Genomic DNA, 26,517 nt, shown 5'->3' with positions numbered 1-26,517 from the left:
TGGATGACAGTCAAGAAGCGCTTTCACTACACTGACTCCCGCTTGAACCCCACTCCATCACAAAAGCCCAATAACAATGAAAACCATAAAAAGCACCATGATACTCTGTGGCCTGCTCGCGTTAGCCAGCGGCGTTCAGGCAGAGCAAAGCCCTTCCCATCTGGACACCGTCCTGCAACAAGGCCAACTGCGCGTTTGCACGACCGGCGACTACAAACCCTATACTTTCAAAGGTGAAGACGGCGAATACTCAGGGATCGACATCGCCATGGCCCGCTCACTGGCCGACAGCCTGGGCGTGAAGGTTGAGTGGGTCCAGACCACCTGGAAAACCCTGATGCCCGACATGCTCGCGGGCAAATGCGACATCGGCGTCGGCGGCATCTCCGTCACACTGGAACGCCAGAAAAAAGCCTTCTTCAGCACCACGCTGGACGTCGACGGCAAAATCCCACTCGTGCGCTGCGAAAACCAGGCGCAATACCAGACCATCGAACAAATCAACCAACCTTCGGTTCGCCTGGTCGAACCGGCCGGCGGCACCAACGAAGCCTTCGTTCACGCCTTCCTGCCCAAGGCGCAATTGCGACTGCACGACAACGTGACCATCTTTCAGGAGCTGCTGGATAAGAAGGCTGACGTGATGATTACCGATGCTTCGGAAGCGCTGTATCAGCAGAAACTCAAACCCGGTTTGTGTGCGGTAAACCCGACGCAATTTATGCAGTATGGGGAGAAGGCTTATCTGCTGCCGCGTGATGACATCAGCTGGAAGTTGTACGTCGATCAGTGGCTGCATCTGGCCAAGGTGACGGGGAATTATCAGAAAGTTCTGGGCCAGTGGATAGCGGTGCCGGAGGCGAAATAACCCGCTAGTCGCCGCTGCTATGTAGCAGCTGGCGAAGCCTGCGTCCGGCTGCGCAGCAGTCGTAAAATCAGAACTCACTCTCCATTAGGCAACTCACGCAGACCGGCGGAAATATTTCCGCCGTTGCGTCACTCCTTAGTCATGCAGCAACCCCGAGCTGTACTCATTAAAGCTGTTGCCGATGGCGCTCCCGCCAAGGTTCAACTTGTTGGGGTTATGACCATCGAACTGTCGGCAGCCTTCTGAAAAACACATGCTGGTGTTCATACCCGAACAGGCGCTCAGGAGCAAGGCACTGGAGATCATCACGACTTTGAGGAGGTTCATTTTTCAGTTCCTGTGGGGTGGAAGCGTGGCGACACGATCTTAGGTGGTCATCCTATGCTGCGAGCCTGCCGAACTTGATGAAACATTGCTGGGCGACAGCGTTGGTTCAGCTAGTACGTATTCTTGAAGCAAAAAGAGAGCTTTCCTCAGGAACGAAATGCACCATCGCAATGGCTACAAACGAGTGCAACATCCAAAACAGCACCGTCCTACACGACTTCAGGAATTGTCCGCACACTTGTGCATTGCTGTGCTTTCGTCACGAGGCTTATAGTCCAGCCGACACCCATATGGCGTGTCGCGCCTTTCGGCGCGTCCTTGTACCGGAGGCTCCGATGGCCACCACCAAAAAAGTCGACAAACCCAACAAAAAGGCCGTTCCGCGTGAGCTGACGTTCCTTGATGTTCAGCAAACCGCGCGTGATGGGCAGAAAGTGTTTGATACCTTTGTGATGACTGGCAAGCTGCCCGTTACAAAGTAGGCCTGGATACTGGCAATCAAATCTCCGCGCTTTTTGAAGAAATAAACAATTGGCAAAACTTCGCCGCATACTTTTATAACTATAAGGTGTGCGGTGAGTTACCTGCCATAGAGGGTGCTATCACACAGGAGGATTTGGCGTTGGTGGAGATAAATAAAGGAGCCAAAATCGTCCTTAAAGAAGGGAATGTTGCAAGGGGCAATCCACCCGATGATAATTTTGCAGCTAACTGCTTGCAGATATTGGCAGGCGCTGAAGACCTTTTTCTGTACCAGAACAGCAGCGCTACAGAACTGCGCCAGTCAATGCCAGAAGTGAGCCTTGGTACTAAGTTTATAAGTGTCGAAATCGAGAAAGATCACATTGATATAGAGATCTACACCTTCCGTACAGAGGGAACGAACGGAAATTATTTCTCGGTAATGGTGACACCCAGCAAGGTTTGGATTGATGTCAGTTGGGTTGATCCCGGCCGAGGTGGTAACGGTATCTATGCTGCGGTAGGTGCCTTTGCCGCCAAGACAAAACGGGAATTTATTGGCGATCCTGAGGGGCTTTCAGACATTGCTACGCGCCGACGGTCTGATGCAATGCTTTCATCCGCGCTTAAACAACGGACGACTGACCATATCAGACCGCATCAACGCCAGGCTGACGGTGATGAACTGCTAGGCATCCCGTCGCTCAAATGGATAGACGGTGATATTATTGGCAATATCCAACGTATGATTGAAACCACATACGAATCCTTAGCCTTCTACGTGCCGGAGGTACGAAATGCTTGTTACGACTTCGAAAGTAAAACCTTCCGCGACGCTGCGGGCAGACAGCTTCTGGATGGAGATCTGGCAACGTGGAGTTCTGAGCATCCAGGAAGCCGAAAGGCGGGCGCAGGGCTCGCAACGTTTAAAAGAGGCTTACTCATCGGTACCCTTCTACGCCAAGAAAGCGGCTCGAGATTCGCAGTTTTGGAGCAAATTTTACGCGAGCCGCGTAAATTCGTAGAAGATGGCAATCTCACAGGGGTCTTCTATTAGCAATTAGCGATGTCGAAGCCCTCCTCCATCCGGCTCTACCTCCCTCGTTTTTTGCCGGAACACGTCTTGCGGCCCATGGCATTGATTGCCCTCTCAGCTGCGCAGGGGAAAAATGGAAAAACAGGGACGGAAAAATAGGGACAGACCACGGTTTCCAATCGAGTCCCTGCCCAGTCAATCTTTCTCCAATCCTGATAAACTTCATTCTTTGCCCAACCTGCGAATTCCGTAGCCAAGCCAGCAAACTCTTCATTTCTGCGCCCAGCTAAAAAAACCGCAATCCAACAGACCCCCCAATGCCTCTAGATCTCGCTCCAAACACCTACCCAGCCCTCTCCCGCCGCTTCTCCGTCGCCCCGATGATGGATTGGACCGACCGCCACTGCCGTTTCTTCCTACGCCTACTCTCCAAGCACGCCCTCCTCTACACCGAAATGGTCACCACCGGCGCGCTCCTCAACGGCGATCACGACCGCTTCCTCCGTCACAACGAAGCCGAACACCCGCTCGCCCTGCAACTCGGCGGCAGTGTTCCGCTGGACCTGGCCGCCTGCGCACGCATGGCCCAGGAGCACGGCTATGACGAGGTGAATCTGAATGTCGGCTGCCCGAGTGATCGGGTGCAGAACAATATGATCGGTGCGTGCCTGATGGGGCATCCGCAGTTGGTAGCCGATTGTGTGAAGGCGATGCGGGATGCGGTGTCGATTCCGGTGACGGTGAAGCATCGGATCGGGATTAATGGGCGGGACAGTTACGAGCAGTTGTGCGATTTCGTCGGCACGGTTCGGGACGCCGGGTGCACAAGTTTTACGGTACATGCGCGGATTGCGATTCTGGAGGGGTTGTCGCCGAAGGAGAACCGCGACATTCCGCCTCTGCGCTATGATGTGGCGGCGCGGTTGAAGACGGATTTTCCGGAGTTGGAGATTATTCTCAACGGCGGGATCAAGACGCTGGAGGCTTGTCACGAGCATTTGCAGACATTCGACGGCGTGATGCTGGGCCGTGAGGCGTATCACAATCCTTATGTGATGGCTGAGGTGGATCAGCAGCTGTTCGGCAGCAAGGCCCCTGTGATCAGCCGGGCCGAGGCGCTGGCGCAGTTGCGGCCTTATATCGCTGAGCATTTGCTGGCGGGTGGATCGATGCACCATATCACCCGGCATGTGCTGGGGCTGGGCACCGGGTTTCCGGGGGCGCGGAAGTTTCGGCAGTTGTTGTCGGTGGATATTCATAAGGCCAAAGAGCCTTTGGCGTTGCTGGATCAGGCGGCGGAGTTGTTGGAGGGGCGTTGATTCTCCTGCCGCTCATTCGTAAAACGAAACGGAGTAATCACCTATGGCAATGGCCACGCTGACCTCTAAAGGACGGGTCACCCTTCCAGCCGAGCTGCGCGCTTCACTGGGGCTTCGCGCCGGTGATCGCGTTCAGTTTGTTTCGTTAGAAAATGGCAGCTTTGAAATTATGGCCGTCACTTGTTCAGCCCGAACGCTCAAAGGTCTAATCCGCAAACCGGCCAAACCGGTACACATCAAGGACATGGCCCAGGCCGGCCCAGCGCGTTAACGGTCACCTGCATTGAACCTCCCCCCCATTTCCGCATCGTATTTACCGATACCCCGCCCCGCCTTTCAAACAGCCGTTTTCAGGTTGTTGCCGCTGGGGCCATCGATACACGTACGCGCCCTTGAGTGGCTGCAAGCGCTCGGGTAATGTCATTGGACCCATAGGACAGAGCACGCTCATGACTTCCAAGCTGGAACAACTCAAACAAATGACCACCGTGGTTGCTGATACCGGCGACTTCGAAGCAATCGCTCGCGTTAAACCCGTGGACGCTACCACCAACCCTTCCCTGCTGCTCAAAGCGGCGGCCATTCCCGGTTATGCCGAGTTGCTGAACGCTTGCGTTCACGACTGCAAGGGCGATGTGGGTCTGGCCAGCGACCGTTTTGGCGTTGCGGTAGGGCAAGAGATTCTGAAGGTTGTACCGGGTCGTATTTCCACTGAAGTGGATGCGCGCCTGTCGTTCGACACTGACGCCGTATTGAAGCGTGCGCACCGTCTGATCGACCTGTACGAAAAGGCCGGCGTTGGCCGTGACCGCGTTCTGATCAAGATCGCTTCGACCTGGGAAGGTATTCGTGCTGCCGAGAAGCTGGAAAAGGAAGGCATTCAGTGCAACCTGACGCTGCTGTTCTCCTTCGCTCAGGCTGCCGCTTGTGCCGATGCCGGGGTGTTTCTGATTTCGCCGTTCGTGGGCCGCATCTACGACTGGTACAAGAAAGCGACCGGCAACGACTACACCGGCGCGGATGATCCGGGCGTGCAGTCGGTGACGCGTATCTACAACTACTACAAGGCCAATGACTACAAGACTGTGGTGATGGGCGCGAGCTTCCGTAATCTGAATCAGATCGAGCAGTTGGCCGGTTGTGATCGTCTGACCGTTAGCCCGGATCTGCTGGAGAAACTGGCGGCGGACACTGGCAAGCTGGAGCGCAAATTGGCGCCGGGGCATGCCGGTGAAGCGCGTCTGAGCTTGAATGAAGCGCAGTTCCGCTGGTTGTCCAACGAGGATGCGATGGCGACCGAGAAGCTGGCTGAGGGTATTCGTCAGTTCGCTCGGGATCAGGAGAAGCTTGAGGCGTTGTTGCAGGCCAAGCTGTGATCTAGCTCGGAGTAATGCAAAAAGGGCGAACCTTAGCGGGTTCGCCCTTTTTTGTGTGCGTTTGGTAGGGGGGATTGAGGTGGCTTCGCGCTGGTGGCCATGGTGGGTGTGCGGACGCCTTCGCGGGCAAGCCTCGCTCCTACAAGGGATTTGTGGTGGGTCGCGGTAGGGATCAGACTGACCCACACCGCCTCAGGGAATCAATGCCGCTCCAACGCATTCACCAAGTCATGGAATGCTTCACGGTTGGAATCGTTCAGGCCCATGAGGATTTTGTGCGCTTCGAGGACTTTGACTCGTACCACTTCTTCGGACTGATCCTGGTCTGGCAGGTCGGTCAGGCATTCAGGGCATGGGATCGGACGGTCAACGATGTTGAACACTTGCTCGAAGCCCATGGACTGCAGCAGACGGGTGATGTCTTCGTGGGTGGTGACGACGGTCGGCAGCAGGCCGACTTTTTGCCGCGACAGGATCGACAGTTTGGCCAGCAGGCCCAAGGTGGTGCTGTCGATGCTGCGGGTTTCGGTCAGGTCGATCACGATGGCGTTGAAATTCAACGCAGTGAAGATCCGCTCAATAGTCGCATCCAACGCCGAACACAGGGTCAGGCGAACTTCACCGACGAACTTCAGGACGAAGGTGCCGTCCTGCTCGGCGAACTGGATTCTACCGGTACTCATTAAAGATTCCTGCTCAACACCAACAGGGCGATATCATCCGGCATCTCCCCTAGCGTGGCCAATCCAAAAACCTGGCGCAGACCATCCAGGCTGCCGCCCGCTGCTTTCACCCGTTGAGGTAAAGCAGCTTCCTTATCTTTGAGTGTGGGTTCTGGCAAAAGGTCCAAAATGCCATCAGACATCAGCGTCAAGCTGAACACTGGCGGCAATTCCAGTACGTGGTCTTCGTAGGTGGCTTCATTGAAGAGGCCCACCGGCAAACCGCGCCCTTCCAGGTAACGAACACTGTCTGGCGTGTACAACACAGGCAACGGCAGATGACCGCCGATGCTATAGGTCAACAAACCGGTCTCCTCGTCGATGACTCCACCGACCATTGTGACGTGTTTACCCAGCTTACAACTGATCAGGCCCCGGTTGATATGACCAAGAACCTCTGAAGGCTTGAACTCTGGCAATGTGCCGTTGCGCTTGGACTCGAACAGCAAGCGCGTGGTCATGAACTTCAGCAGTACGGTGACGAAGGCTGAAGAGGCGCCATGACCGGAAACGTCTGCCAGATAAAACGCTACCCGACGTTCGTCGACCCGAAAGTAGTCGACAAAATCGCCCGAAAGGTACAGCGACGGAATGATCTGGTGCGCAAACTGGAACTCGTCGATGCGCCAGGGGCTGACCGGCAGCATGTTCATCTGCACCTGGCGACCGGCGTTCTGGTCTTCCTGGAGCAGGTTCAGGCTGGCTTCGAGCTCGCGGTTGGCCTTTTCCAGCTTCTCGCGGTAGCGCTGGTTTTCCAGCAGCAGGCGCGCACGATCCAGGGCCCGGCGCACGGAGTGCTCGAGCACGGCCAGATCTTCGAGAGGCTTGATCAGGTAGTCCGCCGCGCCCAGGCGCAGGGCCTCGACCGCGTCGTTCATCACGCCCGCGCCCGATACCACGATCACCGGGGTTTGCGGTGACAGCTCGGTGACCTGGCGAATGAGTTCGAGTCCGCCCATCTGCGGCATGCGCAGATCGCAGATGACCAAGTCGGGCTTGTCTTGCTCGAATACCTGAAGACCCTGCTGGCCGTTGCTGGCCTGCAGGACACTGAAACCACTGTCTTCCAAGTAGGCGGCGAGGCTCGCGCGCACTACTTCGTCATCATCGATTATCAGCAGCGTGGCACTGGTTTTTGGCATGTGGGCAAACGGCGCCAGAATTAGGTTGGCGTAGCTGGCTGGGCATTAGCCCCGCACACACTACTGGATTCGCTTCTAGCCTCTCTGCCGCACCGTTTTCGAGCATTCGCCCTACTCACAGGTACACCAAAGGTGCCCTTCTAAGGCGCAGACGGTACTCCCATCCGCGAGGCGTTTCAAGCTCACGCCGATGGTCGCTTGACGTCTTTACTTGTCAAATGACCGGGAGTTATAAGAACAGGCAAAACCGTAACCCAAAGGAAGGATCTAGCCCATGAGCCAAACTGATCGGGACTACAGCGAAAAGCGCGATTTCATCCGCATGCGGGTTGATGCTGATGTGGCGCTTATCCATGAAGGCGACGAGGTGCCAGCCGTCTGCATCGACCTTTCCAGCAGCGGTATGCAGGTTCACGCGCCCCGCTTATTCAAGGTCGGTGACCGGCTCAGCGTGCGGATCGATTCCGATCATGCGGCGCTAAAAGGCCTTGAAGCCGACACCGAGGTGGTATGGGTGAAAGCACAGGACGGCGGTAATCAGAAACTCGGGCTTACAATCCTGAAGATGAAATAACCCCCATTTAACCCGCAAGCCAAACGAAAGAAGGCGGCCAAATGGCCGCCCTCTACATTTTACCGGTCGAGATTAAAAATCGTCTTCGACCTGGCCGTCCTTGACTTTGAATTCGCGATTTTGCAGGTACGCATTGCGAATGAAGGTGTATTTGTCGCCGCTGACCAGCTTTTCGGCCGATAGCAGATTGGCGCGGGTGTCGACGATATTCAGGCCGAAGATCGAGTTACGCACCGGCACGTCGTGGATATAACGGTACGGACCGGTATAGCCGTCGACATACTTGGAAGGCGCATCGCGCAAGGTGCTTGGGCCCAGAAGCGGCAGCATCAGGTACGGGCCGCTGCCCACACCCCAGTAACCGAGGGTCTGGCCGAAGTCTTCGTCATTGCGATGCAGACCCATCTGGGTACCCACGTCGAAGAAGCCCAGCAGGCCGAAGGTGGTGTTGAAGATCAAACGCGCAGTATCGACGCCTGCCGCAGCGGGTTTGGCCTGCAACACGTCGTTGGCCAGGTTGGTCACGTCGCCGACGTTGCGGAACATGTTGTGGATGCCGTCTTCCAGAAACTGCGGCGTAACGAACTGATAGCCCTGAGCCAATGGCTTCAGTGCGTAGGTGTCAACAAAATCGTTGAATTTGTAGATCGGGCGGTTAATGCTTTCCCAAGGATCTTCTTCGGTGGCAGCCTGGGCCGCGAACGGAACCAGCAATACACTGGCACACAAACAAAGCTGAGCGAGATGATTGCTCCAGCGCATAGAGAAACTCCTTGGATTCGTACTGGCGCTGGGGCTTGGCCCAGGCGCAAAGGCCGCTAGTATATGACGTAAAAATCGGTTTAGGCAGCATCGTGCGCGATGGCCTACAGATGATTCGTTTGACTTCGCTCCATTCACATCCGTGTCACTCAACTGTCACCGTCCACGAATAGCCTTGTTACTATTTCAAGGATGTTGACATGCCACGCGCCGAAACCTCGCCTCTCATCGCACCCAGCCTGACCGCTGTACTGTTCGGCCTCAGTGGATGTCTGGTGGATTTTGGCGCACGCACTCGTCAAGCCGGGACCCTGACTGCCGAGCACGCCGAAGTCACGCTCGGTGCTCTGGATAGCCTGTCCAGCTTGCAGCGCCAACAGATTCCTTGTGCTTGGCTCGATGAACTGCCCCCCGCCCTCAGCCACTCTTTGGCCGCGGCACTCCCGGACTGGATCAAACCTTCGCAACACCCGGCAACTATCAATCCATGGCCGGCCCCGAATGCCTGCTGGCAAGCCTTGATGGCGTTGAATGTCAAGCGTCTGGACGGCTGCGTGCTGGTCAGCGGTGAGCCGCGACTTCTGCAATCGGGCCTGAATGCCGGGTTGTGGACCATTGGCTTGGCGTCCTGCGGCTCGCTGTGCGGGCTGGCTCCCAGCGAATGGCAGGCCTTGAGTCAAAAGGAACGGGAACATCTGCGCGGCAGGGCGACAATGCAGTTGTTCGGCCTGGGCGTGCATTCGGTGATCGATCATCTGGGCGAGCTCGACACTTGCCTGGCCGATATCAGCCTGCGCCGGCTCAAGGGCGAAAAGCCCTGACTGAGATCATGCAGATAGCCCGGGAGTGGATTAATCTAAAGGTCAGCCATAGACCTTTGGCGCGCCGCCGCGGTCTATGCCAGTGCCTATCGATAAAAGGAAGAACGCCATGCCTGCCCGCGAACTGCAAGAACAGCTCAACAAACTGCGCGAGCAATTGGAACAGAATCCACCGCTTTCCGAAGCCGAGCGCGCTGACCTGCACGCGCTGATGGAACAGATCGAACTGGAACTTGAACTCGAAACCAAAACCCAGAACACCAACCTCGCCGACAATGTAAATCTGGCCGTCGAGCGCTTCGAACTCGAACACCCGACCCTTGCCGGCACCTTGCGCAACATCGTGCAAGCCTTGGCCAACATGGGGATCTGAACCCGCCAGATGCAAAAAGCCCCACTATTGATAGCGGGGCTTTTTGGTTTCCAGCCGCTGAGTTATTGGGCGACTGGAATTGCGCCAAGATCGCAGCCTTCGGCAGCTCCTACATTGGGACGGCGTACACCCTGTAGGAAGCTGCCGAAGGCTCGGGCCGCGTTCGGACGATCTTTTGATCTTGATTCTACTGACGGACCAGGCGATGGTTCGGCAGCTGTACGTCTTCGGTGCTGCGATACGGGTTGATGTCCAACCCGCCGCGACGCACATACCGTGCATACACCGTCAGTTTCTCTGGCTTCAGCAACCGTTGCAGGTCGAGGAAGATTCGCTCCACACACTGCTCATGGAAGTCCGAGTGCTGACGGAAACTCACGATGTACTCCAGCAAACTCGCATGATCCAGCGCCGCGCCGCGGTACTCCACCGCCACGCTGCCCCAATCCGGCTGGCTGGTGACCGGGCAGTTGGATTTGAGCAAATGGCTGTGCACGGACTCTTCGACAATGCGCGACTCATCGCACCGCAGCAGTTCCGGTCGCGGATGCTCATAGTTGCTGACACTGATGTCCAGGTCATCGATGCACACACCCGGCAATGCCACGACACCTTCTGCCTCAACCTCTTTCAGGCTGCGAATTCGCACGCCCACCGGTTTGCCGGCAGCGGCCGAGAGGTCTTTCGCCAGTGTCGCTTCAAGGCTCGCGGTGTCGACAAACGCTGTCTGGTTCAGCGAGTTGAGGTACAGCTTGAACGACTTGGATTCGATGATGTTCGGCGAATCCGCCGGAATGCTGAATTCGCCAATCGCCACCACGGGCTTGCCGGACGGCAACAGCCACGACAGTTCGAAGCAATTCCAGAAATCCACGCCCTTGTACGGCAGGGTTTGCGCCGTCAGACCCAGCTCGGCCCATTTCGCGGTGCGCGGGATCGGGAACAGCAAGGACGGCGTGTAGGTGGCGATGTATTCGCTGGATTTGCCCAGCGGCGAATGTTCGGCTGCGGGATGCATGGCGGAAACCTGACTGAAGAATCAGCGGATTCTACCAGCCTTTGCTCCCGCCTTTGAGTGCTTACTGACTGACTGTCAGTTTGCCGACCATACCGGCCTGATAGTGGCCTGGAATATTGCAGGCAAATTCCAGGTTGGTGGCCTTGGTGAAGGTCCAGGTCAGCTCGGCGGTTTTGCCCGGCTCCACCAGCACACTGTTCGGGTCATCATGTTTCATCCCATGCCCTTCGGAAGAATGGCCCATTGAGCCGTGGTCCATGGCCTTCATGCCTGTAGGCATCAGCATGCCGCTTTGCTGCATCTGCAGCATTTCCTGCTGGTGCCGGGCATGCATCACCGCGTCGCCGAGGTTGAATTCGTGCAGCAACTGGCCTTTATTCACCAGTACAAAGCGAACGGTCTCACCGGCCTTGATCTCGATGGCTTTCGGATCGAACGACATATCGCCCATTACCACTTCAATGCTACGGGTAGCCTGGGCGGCCGGGGCCGATTGACCGAAGTCGTAGGTCTGCGCCGGTGAGGCTTCAAGCCCTACACTCAGTGTCAGCAAGCAAGCCGCCAACACCAGACGCTTTCGCAAAAACATAATCGCACTCCAACAAGATGAGGTTCAGCTTGTGGGAAACTCTAACCCGCGGGCTCTGCCAGCCACCTGACAGGCAGATTACAACTTTGTCAGGTTGGCCTTTATCGCCGCCGCCCACGGTATAACGCACCTGTTCCAACTGCCCGAGCCGCCCATGAAACTGCTGATTGTCGAAGACCAACCGAAAACCGGCCACTACCTGCGCCAAGGCCTGACCGAGGCCGGTTTCACTACCGAACTGGTGGCCGATGGCAGCACCGGCCAGCAATTGGCGTTGAGCGGCGATTACGCCTTGTTGATCCTCGATGTAATGCTGCCCGGTCGCGATGGTTGGCAGATTCTGCAAGCGGTGCGCGGTGCCGGACTCGACACACCGGTACTGTTTCTTACAGCCCGAGATGCGGTGGAGGACAGGGTTCACGGCCTCGAACTGGGCGCCGACGATTATCTGGTCAAGCCTTTCGCTTTCTCCGAACTGCTGGCGCGGGTTCGCAGTCTGCTGCGTCGTGGCAGCGCCACACCTCAGGAAACCAGCCTGCAACTGGCCGACTTGCGCCTGGACCTGATCCGCCGCCGGGTCGAGCGCAACGGCCAGCGCATCGACCTGACCGCCAAGGAATTCGCCCTGCTGGAAATGCTCCTACGACGTCAGGGTGAAGTTCTGCCCAAGTCACTGATCGCTTCCCAGGTGTGGGACATGAATTTCGACAGCGACACCAACGTTATCGAAGTGGCGATCCGTCGTTTGCGCCTGAAGATCGACGATGACTTCCCGAACAAGTTGATCCACACCGTGCGCGGCATGGGCTATGTCCTTGAAGAGCGCCCTGCCTGATGCGCCGACTTTCTTTGAGCAGCCGTCTGGCGCTGCTGTTTGCGGCCTGCACCGCGGTGGTGTCGTTGTTCGCCGGGGTGTTATTCAGCCGCGCCAGCGAGGCGCATTTTGTGGAACTGGACCAGCAATTGCTCGACGGCAAACTGATTGGTTTACGCCGGGCGCTGGATGACATTCAGTCCAGCGAAAGCGAGACCAAACTGGCCGATGAATTGAGCCAACAAGCCGATCTTTCCCTGCGCATCATCGGCAGTGACGGGCAACGCTTGTACGACAGCTCAGCCCGCTTACCCAAAGACTTGCCGCGCCAACCGGGCCTGTCGACGATGAGCGACAACGGCACCGACTATCGGGTATTGAACGCGCCGTTGTACCCCGACAAAGCTGATTCACCGCAACTGACACTGCTGCTGGACATCACCCATCACCAGCACTTTCTGCAGCGCATGCAGCATTTGATCTGGCTGACGGTCGGTTTGTCGGCGCTGGCCACCGCCCTGCTCGGTGCCTGGGCGGCGCGCAGTGGTTTGCGCCCGTTGCGGCGCATGAGCGCGGTTGCCAGCGGCGTGTCGGCGCAATCGCTCAATGCTCGCCTGCCAGAAGCAGACATGCCGCCAGAGCTCGAGGAATTGGCCCACAGCTTCAACGCCATGCTCGGACGCCTCGACGACTCTTTTCAGCGGCTTTCGGCCTTCTCTGCCGACATCGCCCATGAACTGCGCACACCGCTGTCGAACCTGCTGACCCACACTCAGGTCACCCTCACCCGCCCGCGCCCCATTGAGGATTACCGCGAAGCGCTGCACAGCAACCTCGAAGAACTGCAATGGATGGCGCAACTGGTCAACGACATGTTGTACCTGGCCAAGGCTGACCACGGCTTGCTGATGCCCAAGCGCGAACCGCTGGAACTGGCGGAAGAAACCGATGTGCTGCTGGAGTTTTTCGCGCCGCTGGCCGAGGACGCGCAGGTGAAGTTGAGTCGTGACGGCAGCGCGAGCATGCAGGGCGATCGCAGCATGTTGCGTCGGGCACTGTCCAATTTGCTGGACAATGCACTGCGGTTTACCCCAGTCGGTGGCGAGGTTCGGGTGCGGATTATCGAGCAGCCGAATGGCTTGAGCCTGACCGTTGAAAACAGTGGTGAAGGGATTTCTGAGGACTTGTTGCCGCGTTTGTTTGACCGTTTCTACCGGGCAGACCCGGCACGCCGTGAAGGCAGCAGTGAGCATGCGGGGTTGGGGTTGGCGATTACCCGGTCGATCATCCGCGCCCATGGCGGGCAGATTCGTTGCGAATCGGATCAGGGGTGGACGCGGTTTGTGATTGAGTTGCCGAAGGGGGATTGAGGCCAGCTGGGCCGGCCCCTTCGCGGGCAAGCCCGCTCCCACAGGGTTTTGAGTCGTTCACGTCATTGCGATTCAACTCGGTCACTGTGGGAGCGGGCTTGCCCGCGATAGCGATCTACAGGCTTACGAATACCGCAACGCAGTAGCCGGCTCGACTTTCGCCGCTCGCCACGCTGGGTACACCGTCGCCAAAAAGCTCATGATGAAACCGGCGGAACAGATCAACAACACATCCGCGCCCTGCAGCTCCGACGGCAGGTTACTGACGAAGTACACATCGGAACTGAAGATGTGCTGCCCGCTGACCCGCTCCATCCAGCCCACCAGCTCACTGACGTTCAACGCCGCGATCACGCCCAGCACTCCGCCAATCAAGGTACCGACAACCCCGATCACCGTGCCCTGCACCATGAAGATCGCCATGATCTGCCGAGGCGTGGCGCCGATGGTGCGCAGGATTGCGATGTCCGCGCCCTTGTCGTTCACCACCATGATCAGGGTGGCGATGATGTTGAATGCCGCCACCGCGACGATCATCAGCAACAACAGGCCGATCATGGTTTTTTCCATCTTCATCGCGCTGAACAGACTGCCTTGGGTGTGAGTCCAGTCGTCCGCCTTGTAGGCGGCGCCCAGGCCTGTCGCGATGTCGCTCGACACTTGCGGCGCGGCGTACAGATCCGTCACCGCCAGGCGCACGCTCTGCACCTGATTCGGCTGCCAGTGCTGCATCTGCGCGGCATCGGCGAGGTGGATCAGCGCCATGGAGCCGTCCAGCTCGGCGCCAACCTTGAACACGCCGACCACGTTCAATCGCTGCATGCGTGGGGTAATCCCACCCGGTGCGGTGCTGATTTCCGGCACGATCAGGGTGATCCTGTCGCCGACGTTCAAGCGAAAGCGCCGCGCAGTGATCTCACCGATCACTACACCAAACTCGCCCGGCTTCAAGGCGTCGAGACGCCCCTGAACAATGTGCTTGGCAACGATCGACACCTTGCCTTCCAGTGCCGGGTCGACACCACTGACCTGGATCGGCTGCATCGTGCCCTTGTAGGACAGCATGCCTTCCATCTCGGTGAACGGCACCGCCGCTGTTACCGCAGGATTCTTCATCGCCGCGGCGGCCACCGGCTGCCAATCGTCGATAGGATTCACGCCGACGATGGTCGCGTGGGGCACCATGCCGAGGATGCGCGAGCTCATTTCGCGCTGGAAGCCGTTCATCACCGACAGCACCACGATCATCGCCAGCACGCCCAGGGCGAGGCCGATCATCGAGGTCATCGAGATGAAGGAAACAAAGCGATTGCGGCGCTTGGCGCGGGTATAGCGCGTGCCGATAAAGATCGATAACGGTCTGAACATTCGCTGGGGCACCGTATAAAAATAAAAGACCCGACGCACTGTTCAGTACGCCGGGTTTCGGTCAATCAGATGGGTGTCAGGTAACCTTCCTGCAAATGCAGGACGCGATCCATCTGGCGAGCCAGGTTCATGTCGTGGGTCACCACCAGGAACGCGGTGCGCATCGAGGTGCTGAGTTCCAGCATCAAATCCTGAATGCCTTGTGCGGTGTGAGAGTCGAGGTTGCCGGTCGGCTCGTCGAGCATCACCAGGCCTGGCTTGTTCACCAGGGCACGGGCGATGGCCACACGCTGGCGTTCGCCACCGGACAATTCCGCCGGTTTGTGCTCCAGTCGATGACCCAGCCCTACCCGCTCCAACAACGCCGTCGCACGCTGACGCGCTTCCGGGATCGCGGTTTTGCCGATCAGCAACGGCATGCAGACGTTTTCCAGCGCGGTGAACTCAGGCAGCAAATGGTGGAACTGGTAAACGAAACCCAGCGACCGATTGCGCAGCAGGCCACGGGCCTTTTCGTTCAATGCCGAGAGCTCTTCACCGGCCAGCCAGACGCTGCCCTTGGTCGGCGTATCGAGACCGCCCAGCAGGTTGAGCAAGGTACTTTTGCCCGAACCCGACGTACCGACGATCGCCACGCGCTCGCCGGGGTGCAGCTCCAGTTGCAGACCGGCCAGAACCTCTACCGATTCCGGGCCTTCCACATAGGATTTGCCCAGGTTGCGGCAGCTCAAGATTGCTTTATCACTCATGCCCGACTCACTCATAACGTAGCGCCTCCGCAGGCTGGGTGCGCGCGGCACGCCAGGCTGGATACAGGGTGGCGAGGAAACTCAGGACCAACGCGGCGGCGCAGACCATCAACACGTCCTGGCTCTGCACTTGCGACGGCAGGTAATCGATGAAATACACGTCGGCGTTGAGGAATTTATGACCGATCAGCCCTTCAAGGGCCGAAATCGCGGCGCTGACGTTCAGCGCGGCGAAGATCCCGACCACAGCGCCGATCAGCGTCCCGACCACACCAATGACCGTGCCCTGAACCATGAACGTCGCCATGATCGAACCCGGCGTGGCGCCGAGGGTGCGCAGGATCGCGATGTCGCCCTTCTTGTCGTTCACCACCATCACCAGCGTGGAAATGATGTTGAACGCCGCAACGGCGACGATCAGCAGCAACAGCAGGCCGATCATGGCTTTTTCCATGCGGATCGCCTGATACAGATTGCCATGGGTGCGGGTCCAGTCGCGGGCGTAATACGTGTCTTCGCCAAGCTGCTGGGCGATGGTCCACGCCGTGCGTGGCGCCTGGAACAAATCGTCGAACTTCAGACGGATGCCCTGCACCTGATCCGGCTTCCACCGGTGCAGCTTCGCCAGATCCTGCAAATTGGTGATGCCCAGATAGCCGTCGATCTCACCGGCGCCGACATGAAAGATGCCGACCACGGTAAAGCGTTTCATGCGCGGGAACATCCCGGCCGGGGTCACGGTGACTTCCGGCGCGACAAACGTCAGCTTGTCGCCAACCGCCACGCCGAGCTTGGCTGCGGCCTTGTCGCCGATGACGATGCCGAAACTGCCCGGCGCCAGGTCATCGAGTTTGCCCTGCTGCATGAAATTATCAATGATCGACACCTGCCGTTCCTGCACAGGGTCGATGGCATTGAGCAGCACTTTGGAGACCTTGCCGTTGTTGGTCAGCAAGCCCTGCATCTGGACGAAGGGCGCAACCGCCGTCACCTGCGGGTTCTGCTTGACCTTGGCGGCGAGGCTTTGCCAGTCGCTGATCGGCTCACCGGACTCGATGGTCGCGTGGGGCACCATGCCCAGCACGCGGGTGCGCATCTCATGATCGAAGCCGTTCATGACCGACAGCACGACGATCATCACGACCACGCCGAGGGCGAGTCCGATCATCGAGGTCAGGGAAATGAATGACACAAAATGATTGCGACGCTTTGCACGGGTATAACGCGTGCCAATAAATACGAAGAGAGGTCTGAACATGTCGGGGCTTGTTCGGAGGGAAAAGGAACGTCCTTGTGGCGGGGGTCGATAACCAGCTTTACACTCAGACCACCGCCGCTACCATGGGTTCGCCATGTCGACATTAGATGAAGAAGATCGCCGCGAATACTACCGTATCGAGGACACGATCGCACTGGAAATTCGGCCCCTGTCTGCTCCCGAAGCCGCAGGCCAGGAAGTGTTGCAGGATGCTTCCCCTCTATTCAACCTGCTCAGCGAACTGCACCTGAGCGAATTCGAGTCGCAACACCTGCTGCGACAGATCAGCGAACGCGACCGCACCATCGCCGCGTTCCTGAAATCCCAGAACAAACGCATCGATCTGCTGAGTCAGGTGGTCGCCCTGACTGTGCTCGGACAGATCGGCGAACCGCAGCCGGTAATCATCTCCGAAGGCGGTATCGACTTTCAGCATCCGACGCCCATCGCCACCGGCGCGCACCTGTCGGTCAAACTGGTGCTGATGCCGCAAGCCCTTGGGCTGCTGCTGCGGGCCCGCGTCACCCATTGCGACCGCAAGGGCGACGGCTACGATGTCGGCACCGAGTTCGAATACCTGTCCGATGCCCAGCGGCAATTGCTGGCCCGTTACATCTTGCAGCGACAGGCACAAGAACGACGCCTGGCCCGCGAACAAAACGAATCAGGCATTTAATTAAGGAAGAACCGTGACTCTCATCTACGGCCATCGCGGCGCCAAGGGCGAAGCACCGGAAAACACCCTGACCAGCTTTCAGGAATGCCTCAAGCACGGCGTACGCCGCTGCGAACTGGACTTGCACCTGTCCAGGGACGGCGAGTTGATGGTGATTCACGACCCGACCCTCAAACGCACCACCGACCGCCGCGGCAAAGTCGTCGAGCATACCGCCGCGGAGTTGGTGACCTACGACGCGCGCAAGGGTGGCCCGGGCTGGATCAAACCCTGCCCGATTCCAACGCTTGAAGAATTGTTCGAGCAATGTGATTTCGAGCACTGGCAACTGGAAGTCAAAAGCGCTTCACGCACCCGTGCCGCGACCACCGTGCTGGCGATTCGCGAAATGGCTCAGCGTTTTGGCATGCGGGACAAGATCACGATTACGTCGAGTTCACGCGAAGTATTGAAAGCCGCGCTGGACTTGGTGCCGGACGTGTCTCGCGGATTGGTGGCCGAATATGCGTGGCTCGACCCGCTGAAGGTCGCGCAAAACTATGGCTGTGAGATTCTGGCGCTGAACTGGACCCTGTGTACGCCGGAACGCCTGCAGAAGGCGCAGCGTCAGGGGCTGCATGTGTCGGTATGGACAGTCAACGAGCCCGCGCTGATGCGCAGACTCGCCGACTTCGGCGTTGACAGCCTGATTACAGACTTTCCCGGTTTGGCCACTGCCACGCTCGAGAATTGCTGAAATCGGTCTCCCCGGCCGGCTCAGGCCACCGGCCGGAGCCGCTCAAAAAAGCCGGTTGAGGCCATCGTACGCCGCTACCCGATAGGCTTCAGCCATGGTCGGGTAGTTGAACGTGGTGTTGACGAAGTACTTCAGGGTGTTTAGTTCGCCCGGCTGACTCATGATCGCCTGACCGATGTGCACGATCTCCGACGCCTGATAACCGAAGCAGTGAACGCCCAGCACTTCCAGCGTCTCGCGGTGGAACAGGATCTTCAGCATGCCTTGCGGCTCGCCGGCGATCTGCGCCCGCGCCATGCTCTTGAAGAATGCCTTGCCGACTTCGTACGGCACCTTGGCCTGCGTCAGCTCTTGCTCGTTCTTGCCGATCGAGCTGATCTCCGGAATGGTGTAGATACCGGTCGGCACGTCGTTGACGAAGCGCCAGCTGTTGTTATCGACGATGCTGCCAGCCGCTGAACGACCTTGGTCGTGGGCGGCACTGGCCAGGCTCGGCCAGCCGATCACGTCACCGGCACCGTAGATGTTCGGTACGCAGGTGCGATAGGCCTCGTCGACTTCGATCTGGCCACGGCTGTTGACCTTCACGCCGATGTTTTCCAGGCCCAACTGATCGGTGTTGCCGGTACGGCCGTTGCACCAGAGCAAGGCATCAGCCTTGATCTTCTTGCCGGACTTCAGGTGCAGGATCACGCCGTTATCCACGCCTTCGACGCGGTCGTAGTCTTCGTTGTGGCGAACCGTGATGTTGTTGTTGCTGAAGTGATAGCTCAGCGCCTGGGAAATTTCCGAGTCGAGGAAGCTCAGCAATTGACCGCGGTTATCCACCAGTTCGACCAGCACACCCAGACCACTGAAGATCGAGGCGTATTCGCAACCAATCACGCCAGCGCCGTAAACGATGAGTTTGCGCGGGGTGTGGCCGAGGCTGAGGATAGTGTCGCTATCGTAGATACGCGGGTGATGGAAATCGATGTCCGCCGGGCGATACGGGCGCGAACCGGTGGCGATGATGATGTGCTTGGCCACCAGTTTTTCAACCACGCCGTTGGCGCAGACCACTTCGATGGTTTGCTCGTCGGCGAAGCTGCCGGTGCCGAAGAACACGTCGACGCGGTTACGGGCGTAGTAGCCGGTACGCGAGGCGACTTGTTTGGAGATGACTTTTTCGGCGCTTTTCAAAACGTCCGGGAACGAAAACCAGCGCGGCTCACCAATCGCCCGGAACATCGGGTTGGTGTTGAACTGCATGATCTGCCGGACCGAGTGACGCAAGGCCTTGGACGGGATGGTGCCCAGGTGGGTGCAGTTGCCGCCGACCTGGCGACGACTATCGACCATCGCCACCTTGCGCCCTGCTTTGGCGGCATTCATTGCCGCACCTTCTCCCGCCGGGCCAGAACCCAACACCACCACGTCGTAGTTGTAGACAGCCATGCATACTCCTCAGAACAGGCCGCGGCGCCCTCGGCACCTGCGGCTAAATCACGCCGATCTGCGGCGTGAAGGAACAATTTGGGGCCAGTGCAGAACCCGGACACAGTCTATAGAAGCGTCAACGCCGGGCACATTAACCCTTGGTCGCGTCGTAGGCTAGTTTTGCCTGCACTACAACGCCATCAAAAATGCTTTTTTAAGCCGTAATCACTTGGTTTTCTTACCCACGAGACGCTCAAAAGCCTGATTGGTGCGTGTGATGAAACCTGTATCGGCACGAATCACAAAGAATGCACCAATGTCATGGGTTTCGGCATAGTCCCAACCCCGTTCAGGACCGAGAATCAGCAACAGCGTCGATAGGCCATCGGCCATTAACGCTGAAGGATGAATGACTGTGACTGACGCCAGGGTGTGTAGGACCGGCGCTCCGGTGCGGGCATCGAAGGTGTGGGAATAGCGCTGGCCGTTTTGTTGAAAATAATTGCGGTAGTCGCCGGACGTGGACACACCGTAGCCGTCGACGGCTATGATTTTTTGCGCGACTTGCTGATCGTCCCGAGGTTCTTCTAACGCGATGAGCCAAGGTGAGCCATCGAGCTTTTTGCCGGCGGCCTTGAGTTCTCCAGTGGCTTCAGCGAGGTAGTTGTGGATACCCAGCGCTTCAAGTCTGGCGGCAATCGTGTCGACCGCGTAACCGGCGGCGATGCTGTTGAAGTCGACCTCGACCGCGGCGTCCTTGCACAACCGATCACCCTCGATACGCAGGTGGCCGTGGCCAACGCGTTGCCGCACCTCGGCGAGCGCCTCGGCACTCGGGACTTTTTCCTCGCGCGCCTGCGGACCGAATCCCCAGAGGTTGAGCAGCGGTTCCACCGTCAGGTCGAAGGAACCATCGCTTAGCGAAGACAGTTGTTCGCCGACGCGGACCAATTCGAGGATCGGTGCGGGCATTTTTTGACAGTGGTTGGCGGGCAAATTATTGAAACGTTCGATGTCCGAGTCGCTGCGATAAGTCGACATTTGCTGATCGACATCCGCGAGGATTCTTTCGACCTGGACGCGGACTTCTGCCGGATGGGGAAGACCTGCAAGACGCACGTACTTGATCGAATAGGTGCTGCCCATGGTCGGACCGCCGAAACTTTCCATGGAGGCGCCTTTGTCGCAGCCGGATAAGGCACCCATCAGAACCACGAGACCGCACAGCCGCCATCTCAACAAATCCTGCATCCCCAAAAAACCACCAAGACCGGCCATTATGCACCCCCTGAGGATCGTTCCCACGCTCTGCGTGGGAATGCAGCCCGGGACGCTCCGCGTCCCTTCCAAAGCCGAACGCAGAGCGTCCGTTGAGGCATTCCCACGCAGAGCGTGGGAACGATCATCCACAAATAAAAACGCCCCGAACAAAGTCGGGGCGTTTTTATTTGCGGCTAAGGCTTAGCGCGGGAATGCTGGCGGGTTTACACCGGCCATGTCTTCCATCACGCGAACTACCTGGCAGCTGTAACCGAACTCGTTGTCGTACCAAACGTACAGAACAACGCGGTTGTCCTGAACGATGGTCGCTTCAGCGTCCACCACGCCTGCGTGGCGCGAGCCAACGAAGTCGGTGGAAACCACTTCCTGCGAATTGACGTAGTCGATTTGCTTGTGCAGATCGGAGTGCAGCGCCATGTAGCGCAGGTACTCGTTCATCTCTTCACGGGTGGCGGCTTTCTCAAGGTTCAGGTTGAGAATGGCCATCGACACGTTCGGTGTCGGAACACGGATCGCGTTACCGGTCAGCTTGCCGGCCAGCTCAGGCAGCGCCTTGGCGGCAGCGGTGGCAGCACCAGTCTCGGTGATGACCATGTTCAACGCGGCGCTACGGCCACGGCGATCACCCTTGTGGAAGTTGTCGATCAGGTTCTGGTCGTTGGTGTACGAGTGAACCGTTTCGACGTGACCGTTGATGATGCCGAACTTGTCATTCACAGCCTTCAGCACCGGCACGATGGCGTTGGTGGTGCAGGAAGCGGCGGACACGATCTTGTCGTCAGCGGTGATTTCACCGTGGTTGATGCCGTGAACGATGTTCTTCAGCTTGCCTTTGCCAGGCGCGGTCAGAACAACGCGGTCGATACCCGGGCATGCCAGGTGCTGGCCCAGACCATCGGCGTCACGCCATACACCGGTGTTGTCCACCAGCAGCGCATCTTTGATGCCGTACTGGGTGTAGTCCACTTCGGTAGGGTTCTTCGCGTAGATAACCTGGATCAGGTTGCCGTTGGCGGTGATGGTGTTGTTGGCTTCATCGATAGTGATGGTGCCATCGAATGGACCGTGTACCGAATCACGACGCAACAGGCTGGCACGTTTGACCAGATCGTTCTCGGCGCCCTTGCGGACCACGATGGCGCGCAGACGCAGGCCGTCGCCACCACCGGTTTTCTCGATCAGGATGCGCGCCAGCAGACGGCCGATACGACCGAAGCCGTACAGAACAACGTCGGTGCCTGTGCGACCGGAACCATTTTGCTTGCCGACCACATCAGCCAGTTCGTCACGGACGAACTCTTCGGCGCTGCGGCCATTGCCTTCGGCCTTGAACTTGACGGCCAACTTGCCCAGGTCTACCGAAGCGGCGCCGAGCTTGAGCTCGCTCATTGCTTTGAGCAGCGGGAATGTTTCGTGGACGGACAATTCGCTGGCATCGGATTGGCGATGGCGAGCAAAGCGGTGAGCTTTGAGAATCGCGATGACTGAACGATTGATCAGGCTGCGGCCATAGATCGAGCTCACCACGTTGTTATTGCGGTAGAGCTGACCGATAAGCGGAATCATCGCTTCTGCGAGTGCTTCACGGTCGATCCATTCACCAAGACACTGGTCGGGCTTCTGAGTCACGGGAACCTTCCACATGTAGGGGCAGAAAAAAGGGGCTACATTATGCCGCCGAGTGCCTCCCGTAGCAATGCGCGCCTGTCGCACAGGCGGTAACAAAATCCTGTTCAAAAAAATCACGCCCTGCGCCAGCCCAGTAAAACCGGGGCTTTCAGCACAGTCAATTTTTCGACGATAACGCTGCCGTGTCCGTAACCCTCCGTAACACTGAGCGGTTTTGGCACTACATTTTCAGTATCAAACCGCCAGTTTTTGTCATTACCACTACATTTTCCCCAACCTGTGCATATAGACACAGTCTGCAACTGACAGCCGGCACCTGAGGCCGTTACAATTGTCGACTTTGTCGCAACGCTTGGAGCTCAACCTTCCGTGCCCGTTCTGCGTCTACCGCTTCTCCCTGCCGCGGCAGGTAAACAGCACTGGGGCAACTTGCCCGGTGCTGCCCTGAGCCTGGCCATTGCCGAGGCCGCCAGCGCTGCCAAGCGCTTTACCCTGCTACTGACCGCCGACAGCCAGAGTGCCGAACGGCTGGAACAGGAGCTGAGTTTCTTCGCCCCGGATTTGCCTGTCCTGCATTTCCCCGACTGGGAAACCCTGCCCTACGACCTGTTCTCGCCACACCAGGACATCATCTCTCAGCGCATCGCCAGCCTGTATCGGTTGCCGGAGCTGGAGCATGGGATTCTGGTGGTGCCGATCACCACGGCTCTGCACCGTTTGGCGCCGACCAAGTTTCTGCTCGGCAGCAGCCTGGTGCTGGACGTCGGCCAGAAGCTTGATGTCGAGCAAATGCGCAGCCGGCTTGAGGCCAGCGGCTATCGTTACGTCGATACCGTCTATGAGCATGGCGAATTCACCGTACGCGGCTCGTTGATCGATCTGTTCCCGATGGGCAGCAAACTGCCCTTCCGCATCGATCTGTTCGACGACGAAATCGAAACCCTGCGTACCTTCGATCCGGAAAACCAGCGCTCCATCGACAAGGTGGACACTGTTCGCCTGCTGCCGGCGCGGGAATTCCCGCTGCAAAAGGATGCGGTCACCCGTTTCAAGGCGCGCTTTCGCGAGCGCTTCGATGTCGATTTCCGTCGCTGCCCGATCTTTCAGGATTTGAGCAGCGGGATTACACCGGCGGGTATCGAGTACTACTTGCCGCTGTTCTTCGACGAAACCTCCACCCTGTTCGACTATCTGCCCCAGGACACACAAGTGTTCTCTTTGCCGGGTATCGAACAGGCCGCGGAAAATTTCTGGAATGACGTGCGCAATCGTTACGAAGAGCGCCGCGTCGATCCATCCCGTCCTTTATTGCCACCGGCCGAGCTGTTCTTGCCTGTGGAAGATTGCTTTGCCCGCCTAAAGAGCTGGCCTCGTGTAGTTGCCAGTCAACAGGACGTGGAAACCGGTGTCGGCCGCGAACGCTTCCCGGCTCAGCCGCTGCCGAATCTGGCCATCGAAGCCAAGGCCTCTCAGCCGCTGGCGGCGCTGGCCGGTTTCCTCGACGAATTCCCTGGCCGCGTGCTGTTTACCGCCGAGTCCGCGGGCCGTCGTGAAGTGCTGCTGGAATTGCTGGAACGCTTGAAGCTGCGACCAAAAACCGTCGACAGCTGGCCAGACTTCGTTGCGAGCAAGGAGCGCTTGGCGATCACCATTGCACCGCTCGACGAAGGTCTGTTGCTGGACGATCCAGCCCTGGCCCTGGTCGCCGAAAGCCCGTTGTTCGGGCAGCGCGTAATGCAGCGCCGTCGTCGCGAGAAACGCGCCGACGCCAACAACGATGCCGTGATCAAAAACCTCACCGAGCTGCGCGAAGGCGCGCCGGTGGTGCACATCGATCATGGTGTCGGCCGCTATCTGGGGCTGACGATTCTGGAAATCGACAATCAAGCCGCCGAGTTCCTGACCCTTGAATATGCCGAGAACGCCAAGCTGTACGTCCCGGTAGCCAACCTGCATTTGATTGCCCGTTACACCGGCAGCGACGATGCCCTGGCGCCGCTGCACCGCCTCGGCTCCGAGACCTGGCAGAAAGCCAAGCGCAAAGCCGCCGAACAGGTGCGCGACGTGGCCGCCGAGTTGCTCGACATCTATGCCCGCCGCGCCGCTCGCGAGGGTTATGCCTTTGCCGATCCGAAAGCCGATTACGCGACCTTCAGCGCCGGATTCCCGTTCGAAGAAACCCCGGACCAGCAGACCACCATCGAAGCGGTGCGCGCCGACATGCTCGCGCCAAAACCGATGGATCGTCTGGTCTGCGGCGACGTCGGTTTCGGCAAGACCGAAGTGGCGATGCGCGCGGCGTTCATTGCCGTGCATGGCGGTCGTCAGGTGGCGATTCTGGTGCCGACCACCCTGCTCGCCCAGCAACACTACAACAGCTTCCGCGACCGCTTCGCCGACTGGCCGGTGAGCGTGGAAGTGATGAGCCGCTTCAAGTCGACCAAGGAAGTGAACGCCGCGGTCGCGGACCTGGCCGAAGGCAAGATCGACATCGTCATCGGCACGCACAAGCTGCTGCAAGATGACGTCAAAATCAAAAACCTCGGGCTGGTGATCATCGACGAAGAGCACCGTTTCGGTGTCCGTCAGAAAGAACAGCTCAAAGCACTGCGCAGCGAAGTCGACATCCTGACGCTGACCGCTACGCCAATTCCGCGCACGCTGAACATGGCGGTGTCGGGCATGCGTGACCTGTCGATCATCGCCACGCCACCGGCCCGTCGCCTGTCGGTGCGTACCTTCGTCATGGAGCAGAACAAGAGCACGGTCAAAGAGGCCCTGCTGCGTGAGTTGCTGCGTGGCGGGCAGGTCTACTACCTGCACAACGACGTGAAGACCATCGAGAAATGCGCCGCCGACCTCGCTGAACTGGTGCCGGAAGCACGGATTGGCATTGGCCACGGACAGATGCGTGAACGCGATCTCGAACAAGTGATGAGCGACTTCTACCACAAGCGCTTCAACGTGCTGATCGCCTCGACCATCATCGAGACCGGCATCGACGTGCCGAGCGCCAACACCATCATCATCGAGCGTGCCGACAAGTTCGGCCTGGCGCAGCTGCACCAATTGCGTGGTCGCGTCGGGCGCAGTCACCACCAGGCGTATGCTTACCTGCTGACACCGCCGCGCCAGCAAATCACTCCCGACGCGGAAAAGCGCCTGGAAGCGATCGCCAATACCCAGGACCTCGGCGCGGGCTTCGTGCTCGCGACCAACGACCTGGAAATCCGTGGCGCTGGTGAACTGCTGGGCGATGGCCAGAGCGGGCAGATCCAGGCCGTCGGTTTCACGCTGTATATGGAAATGCTCGAGCGCGCGGTGAAGTCGATCCGCAAGGGCGAACAGCCGAACCTTGATCAACCGTTGGGCGGTGGTCCCGAAGTCAATCTGCGTGTACCGGCGTTGATTCCCGAGGACTATCTGCCGGATGTGCATGCTCGACTGATTCTCTACAAACGCATTGCCTCGGCCACCGATGAGGAAGGCCTCAAGGACCTGCAAGTGGAGATGATCGACCGTTTCGGTCTGCTGCCGGAGCCGACCAAGAACCTGGTGCGGATCACGGCGCTGAAATTGCAGGCCGAACAACTGGGCATCAAGAAAGTCGACGGCGGTCCGCAAGGCGGTCGTATCGAGTTCGCGGCGCAGACCCCGGTCGATCCGCTGACACTGATCAAATTGATTCAGAGCCAGCCCAAACGCTACAAATTCGAAGGCGCCACGATGTTCAAATTCCAGGTGCCTATGGAGCGCCCGGAAGAGCGCTTTAACACTGTAGAGGCGCTATTCGAGCGCCTCATTCCGACCACTGCTTGAAGGACGCCG

The 26,517-nt window shown here is 58.4% G+C and carries 26 protein-coding genes; 14 read left to right on the top strand and 12 right to left on the bottom strand.

Annotated features, from left to right (window positions below; translation table 11 throughout):
• Positions 1-76: 76 nt before the first annotated feature.
• Complete coding sequence (locus NHU87_RS22345; RefSeq protein ID WP_253552570.1) at positions 77-868, top strand: transporter substrate-binding domain-containing protein; 792 nt, start codon at positions 77-79, stop codon at positions 866-868.
• A gap of 135 nt (positions 869-1,003) precedes the next feature.
• Here the strand turns inward: NHU87_RS22345 and NHU87_RS22340 are convergent, their stop codons facing one another.
• Complete coding sequence (locus NHU87_RS22340) at positions 1,004-1,195, bottom strand: hypothetical protein (RefSeq protein ID WP_253552568.1); 192 nt, start codon at positions 1,193-1,195, stop codon at positions 1,004-1,006.
• A 335-nt stretch (positions 1,196-1,530) separates the two neighbouring features.
• Here NHU87_RS22340 and NHU87_RS22335 point away from each other — a divergent pair, with 335 nt between their 5' ends.
• The 5 genes from NHU87_RS22335 (at position 1,531) to tal (ending at position 5,388) form a co-directional block, all read left to right on the top strand.
• The gene (locus NHU87_RS22335) at positions 1,531-1,677 is read left to right on the top strand and encodes a hypothetical protein (protein WP_253552566.1); all 147 of its coding nucleotides are present in this window, start codon (positions 1,531-1,533) and stop codon (positions 1,675-1,677) included.
• 143 nt (positions 1,678-1,820) lie between these two features.
• On the top strand, positions 1,821-2,714 hold the full coding sequence (locus NHU87_RS22330; protein ID WP_253552564.1) for a hypothetical protein: 894 nt from the start codon (positions 1,821-1,823) through the stop codon (positions 2,712-2,714).
• 296 nt (positions 2,715-3,010) lie between these two features.
• Positions 3,011-4,012 (top strand): tRNA dihydrouridine(20/20a) synthase DusA, encoded by a 1,002-nt coding sequence (dusA, locus tag NHU87_RS22325; RefSeq protein ID WP_253552561.1) that lies wholly within the window; start codon positions 3,011-3,013, stop codon positions 4,010-4,012.
• 43 nt (positions 4,013-4,055) lie between these two features.
• Positions 4,056-4,283: an AbrB/MazE/SpoVT family DNA-binding domain-containing protein gene (locus NHU87_RS22320; protein WP_253552559.1), complete on the top strand. Its 228-nt coding sequence runs from the start codon at positions 4,056-4,058 to the stop codon at positions 4,281-4,283.
• Between the two features lie 178 nt (positions 4,284-4,461).
• A complete protein-coding gene (gene tal, locus NHU87_RS22315) occupies positions 4,462-5,388 on the top strand; it encodes a transaldolase (RefSeq protein ID WP_253552557.1) in 927 nt (308 codons plus the stop codon).
• Between the two features lie 200 nt (positions 5,389-5,588).
• Here the strand turns inward: tal and rssC are convergent, their stop codons facing one another.
• Together rssC and rssB are read right to left on the bottom strand one after the other, a co-directional pair.
• Positions 5,589-6,071 (bottom strand): anti-sigma factor antagonist RssC, encoded by a 483-nt coding sequence (gene rssC / locus NHU87_RS22310; protein ID WP_007897104.1) that lies wholly within the window; start codon positions 6,069-6,071, stop codon positions 5,589-5,591.
• Complete coding sequence (gene rssB / locus NHU87_RS22305; protein ID WP_253552555.1) at positions 6,071-7,252, bottom strand: two-component system response regulator RssB; 1,182 nt, start codon at positions 7,250-7,252, stop codon at positions 6,071-6,073. Before rssB ends, rssC begins: the two co-directional genes overlap by 1 nt.
• Positions 7,253-7,526: 274 nt before the next feature.
• On the opposite strand from rssB, the gene NHU87_RS22300 reads away from it, so the two are divergent.
• Positions 7,527-7,826: a PilZ domain-containing protein gene (locus NHU87_RS22300; RefSeq protein WP_253552553.1), complete on the top strand. Its 300-nt coding sequence runs from the start codon at positions 7,527-7,529 to the stop codon at positions 7,824-7,826.
• Positions 7,827-7,898: 72 nt separating this feature from the next.
• On the opposite strand, the gene NHU87_RS22295 is transcribed toward NHU87_RS22300, so the two are convergent.
• Entirely contained in the window at positions 7,899-8,588 is a 690-nt protein-coding gene (locus NHU87_RS22295) for an MlaA family lipoprotein (protein WP_253552550.1), read from the bottom strand.
• 200 nt (positions 8,589-8,788) lie between these two features.
• Here NHU87_RS22295 and NHU87_RS22290 point away from each other — a divergent pair, with 200 nt between their 5' ends.
• Both NHU87_RS22290 and NHU87_RS22285 read left to right on the top strand, forming a co-directional pair.
• Positions 8,789-9,409, top strand: coding sequence for an HAD family phosphatase (locus NHU87_RS22290; protein ID WP_253552548.1), 621 nt, complete (start codon positions 8,789-8,791; stop codon positions 9,407-9,409).
• A 109-nt stretch (positions 9,410-9,518) separates the two neighbouring features.
• On the top strand, positions 9,519-9,782 hold the full coding sequence (locus NHU87_RS22285; protein WP_253552546.1) for a DUF4404 family protein: 264 nt from the start codon (positions 9,519-9,521) through the stop codon (positions 9,780-9,782).
• A 187-nt stretch (positions 9,783-9,969) separates the two neighbouring features.
• Here the strand turns inward: NHU87_RS22285 and queF are convergent, their stop codons facing one another.
• Both queF and copI read right to left on the bottom strand, forming a co-directional pair.
• Positions 9,970-10,800: an NADPH-dependent 7-cyano-7-deazaguanine reductase QueF gene (queF, locus tag NHU87_RS22280; RefSeq protein WP_253552544.1), complete on the bottom strand. Its 831-nt coding sequence runs from the start codon at positions 10,798-10,800 to the stop codon at positions 9,970-9,972.
• A 61-nt stretch (positions 10,801-10,861) separates the two neighbouring features.
• On the bottom strand, positions 10,862-11,389 hold the full coding sequence (copI, locus tag NHU87_RS22275) for a copper-resistant cuproprotein CopI (RefSeq protein ID WP_253552543.1): 528 nt from the start codon (positions 11,387-11,389) through the stop codon (positions 10,862-10,864).
• Positions 11,390-11,543: 154 nt separating this feature from the next.
• On the opposite strand from copI, the gene NHU87_RS22270 reads away from it, so the two are divergent.
• On the top strand, positions 11,544-12,224 hold the full coding sequence (locus NHU87_RS22270; RefSeq protein WP_008007114.1) for a heavy metal response regulator transcription factor: 681 nt from the start codon (positions 11,544-11,546) through the stop codon (positions 12,222-12,224).
• Positions 12,224-13,573, top strand: a complete 1,350-nt coding sequence (locus NHU87_RS22265; protein ID WP_253552542.1) for a heavy metal sensor histidine kinase — start codon at positions 12,224-12,226, stop codon at positions 13,571-13,573. The genes NHU87_RS22270 and NHU87_RS22265 overlap by 1 nt, the downstream gene beginning before the upstream one ends.
• 123 nt (positions 13,574-13,696) lie before the next feature.
• Here NHU87_RS22265 and NHU87_RS22260 read toward each other — a convergent pair whose 3' ends face one another.
• The 3 genes from NHU87_RS22260 to NHU87_RS22250 all read right to left on the bottom strand — a co-directional run bounded on the left by NHU87_RS22260 (position 13,697) and on the right by NHU87_RS22250 (position 16,948).
• The gene (locus NHU87_RS22260) at positions 13,697-14,941 is read right to left on the bottom strand and encodes a lipoprotein-releasing ABC transporter permease subunit (RefSeq protein WP_253552541.1); all 1,245 of its coding nucleotides are present in this window, start codon (positions 14,939-14,941) and stop codon (positions 13,697-13,699) included.
• 65 nt (positions 14,942-15,006) lie between these two features.
• On the bottom strand, positions 15,007-15,690 hold the full coding sequence (gene lolD / locus NHU87_RS22255; protein WP_020700644.1) for a lipoprotein-releasing ABC transporter ATP-binding protein LolD: 684 nt from the start codon (positions 15,688-15,690) through the stop codon (positions 15,007-15,009).
• A 7-nt stretch (positions 15,691-15,697) separates the two neighbouring features.
• On the bottom strand, positions 15,698-16,948 hold the full coding sequence (locus NHU87_RS22250; RefSeq protein ID WP_253552540.1) for a lipoprotein-releasing ABC transporter permease subunit: 1,251 nt from the start codon (positions 16,946-16,948) through the stop codon (positions 15,698-15,700).
• Positions 16,949-17,042: 94 nt separating this feature from the next.
• Between NHU87_RS22250 and NHU87_RS22245 the strand changes: the two genes are divergently transcribed.
• On the top strand, positions 17,043-17,624 hold the full coding sequence (locus tag NHU87_RS22245) for a PilZ domain-containing protein (RefSeq protein ID WP_253552539.1): 582 nt from the start codon (positions 17,043-17,045) through the stop codon (positions 17,622-17,624).
• Between the two features lie 13 nt (positions 17,625-17,637).
• Positions 17,638-18,360 carry a glycerophosphodiester phosphodiesterase gene (locus tag NHU87_RS22240; protein WP_237886332.1) on the top strand — a complete coding sequence of 241 codons (723 nt, stop codon included), beginning with the start codon at positions 17,638-17,640 and terminating at the stop codon, positions 18,358-18,360.
• Positions 18,361-18,402: 42 nt separating this feature from the next.
• On the opposite strand, the gene sthA is transcribed toward NHU87_RS22240, so the two are convergent.
• The 3 genes from sthA to NHU87_RS22225 all read right to left on the bottom strand — a co-directional run bounded on the left by sthA (position 18,403) and on the right by NHU87_RS22225 (position 22,704).
• Positions 18,403-19,797, bottom strand: coding sequence for a Si-specific NAD(P)(+) transhydrogenase (gene sthA, locus NHU87_RS22235; protein WP_007907752.1), 1,395 nt, complete (start codon positions 19,795-19,797; stop codon positions 18,403-18,405).
• 207 nt (positions 19,798-20,004) lie between these two features.
• Complete coding sequence (locus NHU87_RS22230) at positions 20,005-21,030, bottom strand: FAD:protein FMN transferase (protein ID WP_253552598.1); 1,026 nt, start codon at positions 21,028-21,030, stop codon at positions 20,005-20,007.
• Between the two features lie 210 nt (positions 21,031-21,240).
• Positions 21,241-22,704 carry a glyceraldehyde-3-phosphate dehydrogenase gene (locus tag NHU87_RS22225; protein WP_253552538.1) on the bottom strand — a complete coding sequence of 488 codons (1,464 nt, stop codon included), beginning with the start codon at positions 22,702-22,704 and terminating at the stop codon, positions 21,241-21,243.
• 354 nt (positions 22,705-23,058) lie between these two features.
• Between NHU87_RS22225 and mfd the strand changes: the two genes are divergently transcribed.
• Positions 23,059-26,508, top strand: a complete 3,450-nt coding sequence (gene mfd / locus NHU87_RS22220; RefSeq protein ID WP_253552536.1) for a transcription-repair coupling factor — start codon at positions 23,059-23,061, stop codon at positions 26,506-26,508.
• The last annotated feature ends 9 nt before the right edge of the window (positions 26,509-26,517 follow it).

It is taken from the genome of Pseudomonas mandelii (genome assembly GCF_024138395.1).
Lineage (GTDB): Bacteria > Pseudomonadota > Gammaproteobacteria > Pseudomonadales > Pseudomonadaceae > Aquipseudomonas > Aquipseudomonas mandelii_E.
This window is presented reverse-complemented; position numbering and strand designations above follow the sequence as displayed.